This is a genomic window from uncultured Roseobacter sp. (assembly GCF_947495275.1).
In the GTDB taxonomy this organism is placed as follows: Bacteria; Pseudomonadota; Alphaproteobacteria; order Rhodobacterales; family Rhodobacteraceae; genus Roseobacter.
Genome location: NZ_CANLYL010000008.1, coordinates 121,143 through 134,557 on the forward strand (window position 1 = coordinate 121,143; position 13,415 = coordinate 134,557).

Genomic DNA, 13,415 nt, shown 5'->3' on the forward strand with positions numbered 1-13,415 from the left:
TTTTTCCAGTCTGCGTCAGAAGGCTGATCAGGCGACGTCGCTCAGAACTCTTGCAAGCTCGAACAAACGGCGCCTCTGGTTCTCAGGGATCGCATAATATGAGCGCACCAAGTCCATGGCTTCTTTGTCGCCCATCATATCCGCCGGCACCGCATCATGCGAGGTTGCTTCGCTCTCTTCAGCCTTGAGCCCCTCGAAGAAAAAGGCGACATCGACCTCCAACGCATCGGCAATATCCCAGAGACGGGATGCGCTTACGCGGTTCGCACCAGTTTCATATTTCTGTATCTGCTGGAATTTGATACCAACGCATTCTGCGAGTTTCTGCTGGGTCATCCCGACAAGCCAACGGCGTTGGCGAATTCGCTTTCCAACATGAACATCTACGACATGTACCATCTGAGCATTCCTTGCATTTACCTTGTCAAAATAGGTGATCTTTCGATCTTTCGGTCTTCAGCACAACCTAGCCGCGATCACCACAGAACTGTTACGTACACAAACAATAGTGAAAATCGGGTTTCGATCAATAACAATCCCATCCCATTCCCGTGAAGCGATGACTGTGCCTGTTAAATTGAAGTCTTCTTATCCAGTCTTTTCAGTGTTTTTGCTGTTTCATGAAATGGTAAAGTATTTCGTCTAAAATTTTTCTTAAGTCCTACAATAAGGGCACTTAAGCACACTCGATAGTTGTATGCCAGTCTTATCTTGTGACGATTTTGCCCAGTTTTCTCGCGCCAAGACGCATGATAATGCATGAATTCTACGCAAGAATATCGGCGAAAACCGTCCAACAGATTGGAATTTTGGCAAAATATCGCCGACTTCAAAAGTTAATTTTCAACATTATTGAGACAATCAAGCCCTGAAATTGCGAATCTGGTCGGGAAAATATTCGCCAAAAACACGAAATTTTGACTAAACTGCCTTGAGCTTCACCGGCTCGGGACTGCAAAATGCCCGTCTCAGGAAATCAGCCAATGTATCATGAACGAGGTCTTTCTGGACCTGTGCTCCGTACAGATTGATCAACTGCATAGGCAATTCAGGCAACGCACCGCCATGTTCGATACGCTCAAGATGCGGGGGCTCAGTTCCTTCGATCATGGTATGGATCGCCAAATCCGCACTTACAGTCGCTTCGATGGTGCGATCACTCTCGGTTTCGACAATCACGTCCCAGGCGATATCCGCGCTGTCGAGCGCTTCCACCACACGGGGTCGAAAGGTGCAAAGCCTGCCGAAGGCTAATTTCAACGGAGATTGACGCCATGCCGCCCCTCCTGGCGCGCCGATCCATCGCAAGGGCTTATGGCAAAGGGTGTCAGCACCCGGCTCCGCCCCTGCCTCGGTTGTCAGAATGAGATCGCATTCTCCCCTGCCGAACTGTTCTTTCAATGCCCTGGTATAGGAGGAGACGAGATGCACCTTCACCCGTGGAAAGGCGGCATGGAACTGCTTGAGAACCTGCGGAATGGCCGGATAGACAATATCATGCGGGACGCCCAGCACGATCTCGCCCTCGTAGGCCTGATCTGTCAATCGTCCGATAACTTCATCATTCAAGGCGACCATGCGGCGTGCGTAAACCAGTAATTGCTCCCCCGACGCCGTCAAGGCAATGGTACGACCCGATCGATCCAGTAACTCCAACCCCAGAAGCTCTTCCAGCCGCTTGAGCTGCATAGACACAGCCGATTGTGTCAGATGCAGAAAACCGGCGGCACGGGTGACCCCCCCTGCATCTGCGACCGCCACAAAGGACCGCAAAGTCGTGATGTCTAAGTTTCTCATATCAACGCCCTTGATGGAGGAAGTCACAAACATTCGTTTTTAAAATGATACATGATCCCCCATATACATCAAGTACTTTGATGAAACACGGACCAATCATCACGAAGAAGGAGATATGCCATGGCGATGATCGATCATTTTTCTTTACCGCGTCCCCGAGAAATCCGGGCTCTTGGCAACAGCTTTTCCACTCTGCGAAAGCTCCTAAAATCGCGCCGTGATCTGGCGAATCTAGACGTGCGGCAATTGAAAGACGTGGGCATCACGCCCGAAGCCGCCGAAGACGAGGCGCGCAGGCCGGTCTGGGATGTCCCACATGGCTGGAAAAACCTTTGATTTTGACCCCCCATGTGGCCCGAGAGGCGAATTGCTAACCCCACGTTAAGCAATTCGCCTCATTTGGGCACATTCCTGACCGAAAAACCTTGAAAAGCCGGCCCCCGCCCCCGATATTTAGCCCAGAGCGCGCAGAGGGTCTGACGCGCATAAAAAAGTTGCTATTGGAGGTCTTAATGGCTGACGTGAACACAATCCGGTCGACGGCCGGATCCCGCGCCGCCCAAATCGATGAGGGTCTGCGCGCCCATATGAACAAAGTCTACGGGACGATGTCGGTAGGCATGCTGATCACCTTTGCGGTCGCATGGGCTGTTGGCACGGCTCCCGGGTTGCTTGGTATCTTCCGCGATCCGATCACTCTGCAACCCAACATACTGGGCTGGATCATCATGTTTGCGCCCCTGGGTATGGTTTTTGCCTTTGGAGCAGCAATCAATCGGTTGTCGGCCGCAGGGGCACAGTTGTTCTTCTATGCCTTTGCAGGGGTGATGGGCCTGTCACTTGCGTGGATTTTCGTTGCCTTCACAGGCTTTTCGATCGCGCAGATATTTCTGATCACATCGATTGCCTTTGCCGGTCTTTCACTCTGGGGCTACACCACCAAGAAAGACATCTCCGGCTGGGGCAGTTTCCTGATCATGGGCGTTATCGGTTTGGTCGTGGCATCCATCGTCAACATTTTCCTCGGCTCACCGGCGATCATGTTTGCGATTTCGGCCATTGGCGTGCTGATTTTCGCAGGTCTGACCGCCTATGACACTCAGAACATCAAGAACACTTATCTGGCACACGCTCACCACGGTGATCAGGAATGGTTGCAAAAGTCGGGGATCATGGGCGCACTGAGCCTGTATCTGAACTTCATCAATATGTTCATGATGCTCTTGTCTCTCTTCGGAAATCGGGAATAACCTCCCCCGAATCCTCGTACCAGGAACCCGCTCAAACTCCGATTTGAGCGGGTTTTTTCTTGCTGCGTTCCTTGGAGTTCGTTCGGTCGCTTGTCAATCGCGCCGGATCGGATGAGATGTCCACCCGTCGCACACCGCATGAACGCTCGTTACCGCAACCCGTCCTCGCCAGTCACCTGCCAGCTTTCCAACCCACCCATGCGACTATGGACACGGCCGCCGCATGACATCGCCAATGCGAATACGATTTCGTCAGCTTTCGGGCCATCAGGCAAGCCGACTTCGATTCCGTCGAAATGGCTCCGCACGTAAGCGGCATTGATATGCCCCAGCGGGACATCCAACCGCGAACCGATACCACCGCGTTTCATACAGGATGGAACAATCGCATTCGACTGTCCCAACAGGCCGCGCATCGCGTAGCCGCCAGGCACATGCCAAAGTGCTGCATGCTCAAGCTCCCCAGCTTCCCCGACAATCGCGCCTTTTCCATAGCCATCAATCGCCTCCCTGCCTCCCAAGGCGGCGATCAAGCGTTCACTCATTTCTGATCCAAGCGGTTTCAGATCCTCCATGGCAGGTTGTAAGTCGGGCACAAAATGACCTGCGAACGGGTTGTGCACGCAAGCGATCATCGCGCCCAGACGCCGCTTGGATTCAGGCGCGGGCCCACCATCATGGTGCACCTCTTCCACGATCAGCTGCATTTTTCGGATTCGGAATTCAGGCATCGTTCAATATCTCCTGCGCATGGGTTTTAACCCCAGATTGGACGTTTCGCATCTGCCCCTGAAACAGCAAGGTCGCACCGTCGATCAGACCACGATCGCACAGCGCGCGCGCAATCTTCTGGCCACGATCCAGCGCCGTTTTCTTGTCTTCTTCAGGCTGAGGGGGCACATCCACGGTCACCAGACGATCCCCCAGATCGCTATCTGGTGACAATTCGCAGGCGCGCTGCCGTATGATCGTCCTGTTACCTGGCAGATCAACCGCGTTTGCGATCAACGTCGCCGCAACATCTGCCTGGGCTGCAGAGCTGGCAACGACTGTCACCGCGTCCGCAATGCCAAGGGAATGGCTCCGACCTCGCCAACCGGATGTTGCAATTCCCCGGGCATCGTCCTGAGACCCCAGGCGAATTTTTCCAGCAGGCCCCATCAACGAGAATTCCTGCCCTTCGGAAAGATGGAACGCAATGTCACCGCCATTGTTGACATAGGCTTTGGTCAAACTTCGATCTTCTACCATGGCTTTGAGCATCTCATCTGCAACAGCACCGGCAACCGCCGCCATAGGCGTCACGTAAACCGCCCCAAACGGGGCCACCGCCCTCGCCATGCGCCAGGCAATCGGGTCGGCAAAACGCGTATGTCCGGTCAAGGGGCGTCGCAGATTTGGCAATTCCGAGACAAGACCCGACAGGACCACTTCAAAGCGATGCGCAGCAGCCTCATAGGCAGCGCGCCAGTCCTTGCCCCAGGCTTCGATGATAAGATCAATGGGGCCGTGGTGCAAATGCAGGCGCCTGTCATCCGGCAACATGTGAACCTGGGGGCGGGCCGTCATTCCGCACCCCCCAAAATCCGGCTATCCGCGCCGTATTCGCCACCCGCTTCGAGAACATCATCCAACGCGCGGATCACTGTCTCATGCCCGCCCAAGGCCACATATTCCGCGCGCGATGTTGTGAATTCCAAGGGCGCGACCAGCGCCGGGGTCGGCACATAGCCAAATGCACCATCCGGCAGTTGAGCGACATCAACCATCAGGGTGATGCCACCACCCGGCCAGACATAGGCCGGCACACCACCCACGGTCACGCGGGTTTGTTCCCGTTGGACAGATTGGGTGAGATGAATGGGATTGCGCGTCACACCTGATCTGAGCGATCCCCCCGCGCCCCCCATGAACAGTACGGTACATGACGCGGGCTCACAGTTCTGCGCGATCAGATCGACCGATTGCTGCAACTCGGTTGGCATCGGCTGGGCTTTGGGTTCCAGATCGTCATCGAGGACAAAATAGGCGGAATGTTCGCCCGTGGTGGAGACCATCAACAGGCTCAGCCCGGGCCGAGCGCCTTTGGCTTCCCGCCACGAGCCAAGAATGCTCAGGGGATCATCAATGTCGGTGCCTCCCCATCCCATCCCTGGTGCGGCCACACGGAAATACCGCCCCGGGGTTGATCGATGCCCAAGGATGCGAATACCGGTATCGGCCCAGTCGATCACCTTGCCCGCCTGATGTTCGGACACAACCCCGGTGATGTGATCATCCACAACGACAACCTCGTCGACGAGCCCCTTCCATTGCGAGGCAAACATGCCGATTGTTGCGGAACCGCAGCCCACACGCATGCGATCCTCTGGCGTGCCATCCACGATGGGAGGTGCCCCGGCCTGAACGATCACTGTTGAGCCCCCGTCAATGGCCAGCTCCACCGCTTCCTTGTTGCAAAGTCGCAAAAGGGCATCACAGGTTTTGCGCCCTTCTGATTTCGACCCGCCGGTCAGATGATCCACACCCCCCAATGACAGCATTTGCGAACCGTACTCGGAGGTCATGACATGACCGATGATCTCGCCATCACTGCGCACCTGGGCGGTTTCGCGCCCCAAATGCCTGTCTGTGTCGATTTTCACTTTGACACCGCAGTAGGAAAAGATCGCCTCGGTCACGACCGTGACGCAATCAATACCTTCGATCTCGCGACTGACGATAAACGGGGCCGGTTTGTAGTCGGGGTAGGTCGTACCGGCCCCAATTGCCGATACCACGACATCCGCGCCAGAGGCTGTGCGACCGTCCCAATCCGCCGCCAGAAAGGGTTTGATCTCGTCCCCCTTCGCTACGCGCCGATCCAGAATAGTCAGCGGATCACACCGAATGATCTTGCCACCCTCATTGGCGTAGCGGTCGCAGGCACCGGCCCGACCGTCGGCGATGTAACACATCACCGGGCAGGCATCGCAACGGATCTTTTCAGGGCGCGTCACGTGTTTTGCCCCAGGGCGGCCAAAACCCGATGCGGCAAGGCGGGAACCTTGGTTATTCTGGCCCCGGATGCATGGCGAATGGCGTTCAGAATTGCCGGTGCCGTCGGGATCAGCACATGCTCGCCCAACCCCTTTGCCCCCATGGGCCCCTCAGGGTCCGGTTTCTCAACCAGTATCGACACCACCTCAGGCATATCCCCAATGGTCGGGATCAGATAGTCATGCAGGTTGTCGGTATGTCCCGGTATGAACTCCTCCATCAACGCGAGGCCCAGCCCCTGCGCAATGCCCCCTTCGATTTGACCTTCGGCCAGAAGAGGATTGATCGCCCGCCCCAAATCATGCGCAGCCGTTACGCGGAGGACCCGGGTGGTGCCCAATTGGATATCGACCTCCACCTCGGCGATCTGGGCACCATAACCATAGACGGCATAGGGCGTTCCCTGGCCATCTTCATCCAGCGGCGTTGTTGGAGGGTCATAGGTCTCTTCAGCCTTCAACACATATCCGAAGGCATCGACCTGCATCGTCGAGAGATCAATCGCCTGGGTCGACGCCCCTTCGTGGACGATGATCACACCCTCTGATCGGGTGATTTCGGAGGCATCTGAAAAATTTGTCTGACGCAGGATGCGGGACCGCAACGCCCTGCCCGCGGCCTCAGCGGCCTTACCCGTGATATAGGTTTGGCGCGAGGCCGAGGTCTTGCCACAATCGGGGGTCAGGGCTGTGTCGGGCCCGAGGAGTTCAATATCCGCCAGAGGCACTCCCAGAGCGTCGGCCGCAATCTGCGCGATAACCGTGTTGGCGCCCTGGCCGACATCTGTTGCTCCCTGATGCAATCGAATACGCCCTTGCGGCGTGATGCCGATGCGGATCGTCGAGGGGTTTGGCAACGCGGTGTTGCCACAGCCATACCAGCACGAGGCGATCCCGACACCGCGGCGTTTCTCCTTCGCCGTTTTGTTGAATCTCTGGGCGGAAGCCAACGCCCGATCCCAGTGTGGTTGGAGTTGGTGCAGGCAATCAGCGATCCCAACCGCAGAAAGCACCTGTCCGCAGGGGGTCTGGTCCCCGTCCGTGAATGCGTTCAATTGACGAAACGCGAGGCGATCCATACCGCATTTCTCTGCCAGCTCATCATAGAGCATTTCCTGACAGATTGCCGCCTGTGGGACACCGAAGCCTCTGAAAGCCCCTGCTGTCGGGCCGTGGGTATGAATTGCCCGGCTGGTCGCCCGATAGTTTGGCGTTTTGTAGGGCCCGCAGGCATGCACCGGGACCCGTGTCGCCACGGTCGGGCCCCAACTGGCGTAAGCCCCGGTGTTGAAATCGCCGTGGAAAGTCATCCCAGTGATCCGGCCTTGCCCGTCAGCGCCGATCGTCGCTGTCATGGTGCCCGGGTGGCGTTTGGTCGTCGCCTGCATGGATTCGTTGCGGGTAAAAACCATGCGGCACGGCTTCCCGGTCTTGAGCACCGCCAAACCGATAAGAGGTTGCACCGAGAGATCAAGCTTGGCACCAAATCCCCCGCCCGCGGCAGCGGGAATGATCCGCAACTTCTCTGGCGGCAGCCCCAGTACTTTGGCAGTGTCATTGCGGTCCATGAAGGGTGCCTGTGTGCAGGCCTGAACCACAAGTGTGTCCTCCTCCAGCCAACCGACGCCAGCCTCCGTTTCGATATAGGCGTGTTCGACATAGGAGGTCCTGAAAGTGCCGGATACGGCATGGGCTGCATGCTCAAGCGCGCTCTCTGGTTGGCCCGACACGACATTCCCGCGGATGAGCGTATTGCCCGGCCGCTTTGCATGCACCTGCGGCGCGCTGGCCGCAGCGCCATCGCGCTCGGTCAGCACGTGGGGTTGCGGTGTCCAGCTGACAGGAAAACCCGTCAAATCGAGCGCTTCGACGATGCTGGCTTCACCCACGACGAGAGCAACCGGTTCACCGAGAAAACGCGCTTCATGTTCCGCCAGAGCGGGTTGATCCGCCAGCGGTGGAATAACCCCGAAGGCGTTTTCACCTTCAATATCCCGCGCTGTCAGCACAGCCTCCACGCCGGGCCGGGTCGCCTGCCAACTTTCAATGTCGCCAAAACTGAATCCCGCACGAAAATGCGGCGACCGTATCGCCCTGACAAGCAACGCGCCTTCCGGCACATAGTCAGCACCAAAAACCTCTGATCCATCCACTTTTGCCCGGCCGTCAAGCCGGGTTACGCGTGCCCCAACTGCCTGCCCAATGCCCGGCATTGTCCCGGGCGGACTCTCCAGATTGACCGCCATCACGGCAGAGACGATTTTGCGGTATCCGGTGCAGCGGCACAAAACACCGCCCAGCGCCGTTTCGACTTCCGCTTCGGTGGGCCGGGGCACGTTTCTTAGCAGATCCATTGCGGCCATCATGATCCCGGGTGTGCAAATACCGCATTGTGCAGCTCCGTGCGCCAGAAACGCGTCTTGCAATCGCCCACGCAACCCTGGCTCGGACCTTTCCAGCGTCTCTATGTCCTTGCCGCCAGCCTGAATGGCCGGGATCAGGCAGGCGCAGTTTTGGGCACCATCGATCAACACCGTGCAAGCACCGCAATCACCAGCATCACAACCGGATTTGACACTTTTCAAACCTGCATGATCTCGCAATGCATCGGACAGTCGCATGCCCGGTGCCACAAATATCGCCTGGGGTTCACCGTTGATCGTCAGCTCAATGTGTTGTTCATGCGCGGTCATGCGACCAATCCCGATGATGCCCTCAGGCCGCCGACCATGCGCTGCAACAATACCGTCGCGGCATCGATCCGGTACGCGGCGGTGGCGCGGATGTCGTCAATGGGATGCAATGTCTCTGCAACCAACGCAGGGGGGATAGATGCGTCCGAAACTCTGCGTCCTGTCAGATGCGCTTCCAAGGCAGGCAGTCGGGTCGCGACCGGTCCGCAAGACCCGACCGAGATCGCGGCACTCAAGATCAGACCATCCGCCACCTGAATACGTGTCGCGGCCATCACGATGGAGATCACAAGATATTTCCGTGCCCCGAGCTTCACAAAGCTGCCGGCACCCTGAAGCGCCGATTTCGGGATGAAGATATGTGTTACCAGCTCGTCATGGTGGCGCTCAGTCTGGCGCGGGCCGGTGATGAACTGCGCCAAAGGTATCTGGCGCCTGCCTCTGATCGAGCAAAGCCCGACCTCTGCATCGAGAGTCAGGAGCGGTGGCACGCCGTCTGCCGCCGGAGAGGCGTTACACAGATTGCCCGCAATCGTGCCCCGGTTCTGAATTTGCAGCGCCCCGACTTCGCGTGCGGCCAGTTGCAGCCCAAAGAGCGACGGAGGAAGATCGGCCGTGGCAATATCGCGCCATGTCGTCGTCGCGCCTATCTGAGTGCCTTCGTCATCCTGGCGAATTCCGCGCAACGCCGGAATAGCGGTAATATCCAGCACCGGGCCCTGCAGGGATTTCCGGTCAGTCGCCGGGAAAAGGTCCGTGCATCCGGCGGCGATCGTCAAATCTTCATCAGCCAGCGCCTGAATTGCCTGCTGCAAATCAGGCGGTCTTAGGTATTTCGCCGGGTGCGACATGATTCACCGAGATTGCTCGTATACAAACAGATGTTGCGGCAGGGCGCGCAAGCTGTCAATAAAATCACATGAGTTCAAAACGATCAGACGTAGATGCGTACCAGTTATCCGAGCAAGCCGGGTTCAACCTCAGGCGCGCGAACCAGAGACATGTGGCTATTTTCTCGAAATTGGTGAAGGGCCTGACGCCCACTCAGTTTGCGGCCCTGGCGCGGTTGAACGAACATGGTGCCATTTCGCAGAACAGGCTGGGACGGTTGACCGCAATGGACAGCGCCACCATCAAAGGTGTGGTCGAGCGGCTTAAGGCCAAGGGTCTGGTTCTATCTCGTTCGGACTTGAAAGATCGCCGTATGCGGCTCGTCGAGCTCTCGGATAAAGGTCGGTCTGTTTTTGAAACGGAACTGGTGGCGGCCCTTCATGCCCGTACCGAAACCCTCGCACCACTGACCGAAGAAGAGGCGAAAACCTTCGAGGCCTTGCTGAGCAAGCTGGTTTAGTTTTCAGACACCCACGTATTTCTTCAAAAGCGGTGAGGCGGCGGTCAGGTCACTTGTATCAACCACCTCCCTGCTATGGCCATTTTCGATGAAGGCTACCCGGTCCGACAGCGTCAGGACCGCCTCAATACGCTGCTCCACAAGGACAATCGCGACACCTTGTGCGCGCATGGCCTCGACCGTTTCGCGGATGAGCTGGATCATGGACGGTTGCAACCCTTCGGTAGGTTCATCCAACAGCAGCACCGAAGGCTCAAGACAAAGAGCACGGGCGGTGGCCAGCATCTGCTGTTCGCCACCCGACAGGGTTTCCGCGCGCTGGTCGAGACGCTCGCTTAAACGAGGAAACATCTCCAGCACGCGCGCCCTAGTGGCCCTTCCGTTGCCGCGTGCCATCAATCCGATTTCGATGTTTTCCGAAACGGTCAGTTCCGAAAAGAGCCGCCGCCCCTGCGGCACATAGCCAATGCCGCGCTTTGGCACCTCATGGGCGGGCAGCGCAGTGATGTCGGCCCCGTTCAGGGTGACCGTGCCGCCAGACAGCGGCAACAACCCCATGATCGCCTTCAGCGTTGTGGTTTTTCCGGCACCGTTACGGCCCAACAGACATAAAACCTCTCCCGCACGGGCTTCCAGATCGAAATCGTAGAGCACCTGAACCGGTCCGTATCCCGCGCCGACGCCCGCCAGTTTCAACATGTCTCCCGCCCTAGATAAGCGTCCTGCACATGCCGGTTGGCGCTGATCTCATCCGGGGTGCCCGTGGCCAGAACCGCGCCGCGCTGCAAAACCGTAATCTCATCGGCCAGAGACATCACCACATCCATGTTGTGCTCGATCAGCAGGATTGTGGTGTCGCCTGCAAGACTGCGGATAAGCGTGTTGAAACCGGCAATCTCGCTTTCCGAGAGCCCCTGTGTCGGCTCATCAAGGATCAGCAATCGCGGGGCCTGCGCGACACCCATGGCAATTTCCAGCAACCGCTGATGCCCGTAGGACAGATCGCCCGCGACCTGGTCAATGCGGTCAGCCAGAGCCACCCGGGCGAGGGCTTTTGTTGCGGCGGCACGGTCCCGTGTGCCTTGTGCCAGAGCAATGTTTTCAAAAAGGCTGAGGCGTGCATAGATCGCGGTGATCTGGAACGTATAAGCCATTCCGAGCCGCATGCGTTTATGCGCAGGCCAGCCGCTGATATCGCGCCCGTTGAACCAGACTTCGCCAGCGCTGGCGGGAATGCGGCCCGAGACCATGCCGACAAAAGTGCTTTTACCCGCACCATTGGGGCCAATCAGCGCGTGAATGCCGCCCTTTTGTAATGTGAAATCCACCGCATCCACCGCCGTCAGACCGCCGAAATGGCGTGTCAGGTTTTTGGTTTCCAGCACAGTCATGGCAACCACGGCACCCAGCGTTTGCGTATTTCGCCCATGATGCCCGAGCGGGCGAAAAGCACCAGCAGCACCAGTGCGACGCCCGCGATCAGCATATAGGCATTGGTAAACCCGCTTGAATAGTCAATCAGATAGAACATGAAGACCGCCCCCACCAACGGGCCAATCGTTGTCCCGGCTCCGCCAAGGAGCACCCAAAGCAAAGGAAAAATCGAATATTGTACGGACGCGAAAGTGGCCCCCACATAGCCAAAGAGCAGACCATAGGCGGCCCCCGCAGCACCAGAGATACTGCCGGAGATCACGACCGCCAGAAACTTGTGCCGGAAGACATCATAGCCCAGCATCTGCGTGCGCTCTTCGTTTTCGCGCACGGCAATCAGCACATGGCCAAAGCGCTGCTGCATGATCCGTGCAGTGATCAGCAGAGCCGTCGAAAACAGCAGCAGCGCCGCCAGATAGCGGGTGGTCGGGTCCGTCAGGTCGAGCCCCATGATCTGGCGCGCGGCTTGCGGAATGACAAACCCCTCATCGCCGCGTGTCCATGTGCCGAAATAGAGGATGCTCAGGAAAACGCATTGCGCAAACATCAGCGTGACGATCATGAAGGCCACTCCAATGGTCCGGAGTGCCAGCAGCGCCACCAGTGCCGACAGCAGGGCCGCGCAGAGAACCCCGATTACAAAAGCCGGAAGCGGTGCAAGGCCTGCCAGATGCATCGGCAACCCCAACCCGTAAAGACCGGCGGCGAAAAACATCGCGTGGCCTAGACTGAGCAGACCCGTGTAACCGAACAGGACGTTGTAACCGATGGCGTAGGTTGCCAGCACCAGAATGCGCGCCAGATTGCCCTGATGATAATCCGACAGCGTGAAACACAAGATAAACAGGATCGCAATCAGGCTCATGTGCAGCGCGATGGACCGGGCAGACAGGCTCATGCGCGTTTCTTTCCGTATAACCCCTGCGGCCGAAAAACGAGCACAAGGGCGACCAGCAATGTGGCGAGGATTTTGGCAAGCGTCGGGCTGAAGAAAACCGAGATGATGCCGTCCGACATGCCGATCAGCAGGGCCGCAACCACCGTGCCGCGCAACGAGCCCAATCCGCCAATGATCACAACGATGAAGCTGAGCAGCAACGGGTCCGCGCCCATCAGGTAATGCGCCTGCTGTATCGGCACGATCAGAACGGCAGCAAAGGCGGCCAGTGCCGCGCCCAGCCCGAAGACCAGTGAATAGACCCGTTCCACAGGAATGCCAAAAGCCAGAGCCGTTTCCCGATCAAGTTGCGTGGCCCGCATGATCAACCCGAACCGCGAGCGTGACAGAAACAGGGCAAAACCGATCAGGATGGCGGCAGCGGCTGCAATGACGAAAAGTTTGTAGGACGTGGTGCTCAGCCCCCAGGGGTAGAAAAGCGCCAGACCGTTTTCCCCCCATTCCACCCACGGCAGGGCGATCCTTGTGTTGAAGGGCGGTGCTACGGGGCGCGCTTCGGGGCCAAAACCCATCAGCGCTGTCTGTTGCATGATGTAGAGAATGCCAATGGTCGCAACAATTGTCGCTTCGGGGTCATAGTGTAGCCGTTTGAGCACCAGCCTGTCTGCTGCCATAGCAACAACCGCCGCGCATACCGGCGCGATCAGTAGTGCGGCGACAAACCCGGTGGCGGGCGCGCTGCCCAGAGTGCTGGCCACAAACCAGGCGACAACGGCCCCCAGCATGTAGAATTCGCCATGGGCGACATTGACCACGCGCATGACCCCAAAGACCAGAGACAGCCCCAGAGCGGTCAATGCCAGCACCGCCGCACCGACAGCGCCCTCCAGCGTGGCAAGTAGGAGATGGGGACCAAATTCCATGCGCGCGACGCGGCAGCGAAGGCACAGCCCG

The 13,415-nt window shown here is 57.9% G+C and carries 14 protein-coding genes; 3 read left to right on the plus strand and 11 right to left on the minus strand.

Features of this window, described 5'->3' with window-relative positions; genetic code table 11:
- Positions 1 to 27: 27 nt before the first annotated feature.
- Complete coding sequence (locus tag Q0802_RS15525; protein ID WP_298919892.1) at positions 28 to 399, minus strand: helix-turn-helix transcriptional regulator; 372 nt, start codon at positions 397 to 399, stop codon at positions 28 to 30.
- Positions 400 to 921: 522 nt separating this feature from the next.
- Entirely contained in the window at positions 922 to 1,797 is an 876-nt protein-coding gene (locus tag Q0802_RS15530; protein WP_298919894.1) for a LysR family transcriptional regulator, read from the minus strand.
- 120 nt (positions 1,798 to 1,917) lie between these two features.
- Between Q0802_RS15530 and Q0802_RS15535 the strand changes: the two genes are divergently transcribed.
- Both Q0802_RS15535 and Q0802_RS15540 read left to right on the plus strand, forming a co-directional pair.
- Positions 1,918 to 2,133 carry a hypothetical protein gene (locus Q0802_RS15535; protein WP_298919896.1) on the plus strand — a complete coding sequence of 72 codons (216 nt, stop codon included), beginning with the start codon at positions 1,918 to 1,920 and terminating at the stop codon, positions 2,131 to 2,133.
- A 176-nt stretch (positions 2,134 to 2,309) separates the two neighbouring features.
- Positions 2,310 to 3,047, plus strand: a complete 738-nt coding sequence (locus Q0802_RS15540; protein ID WP_298919898.1) for a Bax inhibitor-1/YccA family protein — start codon at positions 2,310 to 2,312, stop codon at positions 3,045 to 3,047.
- Between the two features lie 149 nt (positions 3,048 to 3,196).
- Here Q0802_RS15540 and Q0802_RS15545 read toward each other — a convergent pair whose 3' ends face one another.
- From Q0802_RS15545 to Q0802_RS15565, 5 genes are read right to left on the minus strand one after another with little or no spacing between them, the layout of a single operon-like run.
- Entirely contained in the window at positions 3,197 to 3,778 is a 582-nt protein-coding gene (locus tag Q0802_RS15545) for an amino acid synthesis family protein (RefSeq protein ID WP_298919900.1), read from the minus strand.
- The gene (locus Q0802_RS15550) at positions 3,771 to 4,616 is read right to left on the minus strand and encodes a UPF0280 family protein (protein ID WP_298919902.1); all 846 of its coding nucleotides are present in this window, start codon (positions 4,614 to 4,616) and stop codon (positions 3,771 to 3,773) included. The genes Q0802_RS15545 and Q0802_RS15550 overlap by 8 nt, the downstream gene beginning before the upstream one ends.
- Positions 4,613 to 6,004, minus strand: coding sequence for a 6-hydroxynicotinate reductase (locus Q0802_RS15555; protein WP_298920152.1), 1,392 nt, complete (start codon positions 6,002 to 6,004; stop codon positions 4,613 to 4,615). Before Q0802_RS15555 ends, Q0802_RS15550 begins: the two co-directional genes overlap by 4 nt.
- Before the next feature lie 38 nt (positions 6,005 to 6,042).
- Positions 6,043 to 8,778 (minus strand): molybdopterin cofactor-binding domain-containing protein, encoded by a 2,736-nt coding sequence (locus tag Q0802_RS15560; RefSeq protein WP_298919904.1) that lies wholly within the window; start codon positions 8,776 to 8,778, stop codon positions 6,043 to 6,045.
- The gene (locus Q0802_RS15565) at positions 8,775 to 9,629 is read right to left on the minus strand and encodes an FAD binding domain-containing protein (RefSeq protein WP_298919906.1); all 855 of its coding nucleotides are present in this window, start codon (positions 9,627 to 9,629) and stop codon (positions 8,775 to 8,777) included. The genes Q0802_RS15560 and Q0802_RS15565 overlap by 4 nt, the downstream gene beginning before the upstream one ends.
- 68 nt (positions 9,630 to 9,697) lie before the next feature.
- Between Q0802_RS15565 and Q0802_RS15570 the strand changes: the two genes are divergently transcribed.
- A complete protein-coding gene (locus tag Q0802_RS15570) occupies positions 9,698 to 10,129 on the plus strand; it encodes a MarR family transcriptional regulator (protein WP_298919907.1) in 432 nt (143 codons plus the stop codon).
- A 3-nt stretch (positions 10,130 to 10,132) separates the two neighbouring features.
- Here the strand turns inward: Q0802_RS15570 and Q0802_RS15575 are convergent, their stop codons facing one another.
- Genes Q0802_RS15575 through Q0802_RS15590 form a run of 4 tightly spaced genes read right to left on the minus strand, consistent with a single transcriptional unit; the run spans position 10,133 to position 13,384 of the window.
- The gene (locus tag Q0802_RS15575; protein WP_298919909.1) at positions 10,133 to 10,828 is read right to left on the minus strand and encodes an ABC transporter ATP-binding protein; all 696 of its coding nucleotides are present in this window, start codon (positions 10,826 to 10,828) and stop codon (positions 10,133 to 10,135) included.
- Positions 10,822 to 11,520 (minus strand): ABC transporter ATP-binding protein, encoded by a 699-nt coding sequence (locus tag Q0802_RS15580; protein ID WP_298919911.1) that lies wholly within the window; start codon positions 11,518 to 11,520, stop codon positions 10,822 to 10,824. The genes Q0802_RS15575 and Q0802_RS15580 overlap by 7 nt, the downstream gene beginning before the upstream one ends.
- Complete coding sequence (locus Q0802_RS15585; RefSeq protein WP_298919913.1) at positions 11,517 to 12,461, minus strand: branched-chain amino acid ABC transporter permease; 945 nt, start codon at positions 12,459 to 12,461, stop codon at positions 11,517 to 11,519. The genes Q0802_RS15580 and Q0802_RS15585 overlap by 4 nt, the downstream gene beginning before the upstream one ends.
- Positions 12,458 to 13,384 carry a branched-chain amino acid ABC transporter permease gene (locus Q0802_RS15590; RefSeq protein ID WP_298919915.1) on the minus strand — a complete coding sequence of 309 codons (927 nt, stop codon included), beginning with the start codon at positions 13,382 to 13,384 and terminating at the stop codon, positions 12,458 to 12,460. The genes Q0802_RS15585 and Q0802_RS15590 overlap by 4 nt, the downstream gene beginning before the upstream one ends.
- Between the last annotated feature and the right edge of the window lie 31 nt (positions 13,385 to 13,415).

What these genes read in the sequence shown, in the direction of transcription:
- Q0802_RS15525 (WP_298919892.1), bottom strand. Translation starts at nt 399, where the DNA reads ATGGTACATGTCGTAGATGTTCATGTTGGAAAGCGAATTCGCCAACGC.
- Q0802_RS15530 (WP_298919894.1), bottom strand. Translation starts at nt 1,797, where the DNA reads ATGAGAAACTTAGACATCACGACTTTGCGGTCCTTTGTGGCGGTCGCA.
- Q0802_RS15535 (WP_298919896.1), top strand. Translation starts at nt 1,918, where the DNA reads ATGGCGATGATCGATCATTTTTCTTTACCGCGTCCCCGAGAAATCCGG.
- Q0802_RS15540 (WP_298919898.1), top strand. Translation starts at nt 2,310, where the DNA reads ATGGCTGACGTGAACACAATCCGGTCGACGGCCGGATCCCGCGCCGCC.
- Q0802_RS15545 (WP_298919900.1), bottom strand. Translation starts at nt 3,778, where the DNA reads ATGCCTGAATTCCGAATCCGAAAAATGCAGCTGATCGTGGAAGAGGTG.
- Q0802_RS15550 (WP_298919902.1), bottom strand. Translation starts at nt 4,616, where the DNA reads ATGACGGCCCGCCCCCAGGTTCACATGTTGCCGGATGACAGGCGCCTG.
- Q0802_RS15555 (WP_298920152.1), bottom strand. Translation starts at nt 6,004, where the DNA reads ATGTGTTACATCGCCGACGGTCGGGCCGGTGCCTGCGACCGCTACGCC.
- Q0802_RS15560 (WP_298919904.1), bottom strand. Translation starts at nt 8,778, where the DNA reads ATGACCGCGCATGAACAACACATTGAGCTGACGATCAACGGTGAACCC.
- Q0802_RS15565 (WP_298919906.1), bottom strand. Translation starts at nt 9,629, where the DNA reads ATGTCGCACCCGGCGAAATACCTAAGACCGCCTGATTTGCAGCAGGCA.
- Q0802_RS15570 (WP_298919907.1), top strand. Translation starts at nt 9,698, where the DNA reads ATGAGTTCAAAACGATCAGACGTAGATGCGTACCAGTTATCCGAGCAA.
- Q0802_RS15575 (WP_298919909.1), bottom strand. Translation starts at nt 10,828, where the DNA reads ATGTTGAAACTGGCGGGCGTCGGCGCGGGATACGGACCGGTTCAGGTG.
- Q0802_RS15580 (WP_298919911.1), bottom strand. Translation starts at nt 11,520, where the DNA reads ATGACTGTGCTGGAAACCAAAAACCTGACACGCCATTTCGGCGGTCTG.
- Q0802_RS15585 (WP_298919913.1), bottom strand. Translation starts at nt 12,461, where the DNA reads ATGAGCCTGTCTGCCCGGTCCATCGCGCTGCACATGAGCCTGATTGCG.
- Q0802_RS15590 (WP_298919915.1), bottom strand. Translation starts at nt 13,384, where the DNA reads ATGGAATTTGGTCCCCATCTCCTACTTGCCACGCTGGAGGGCGCTGTC.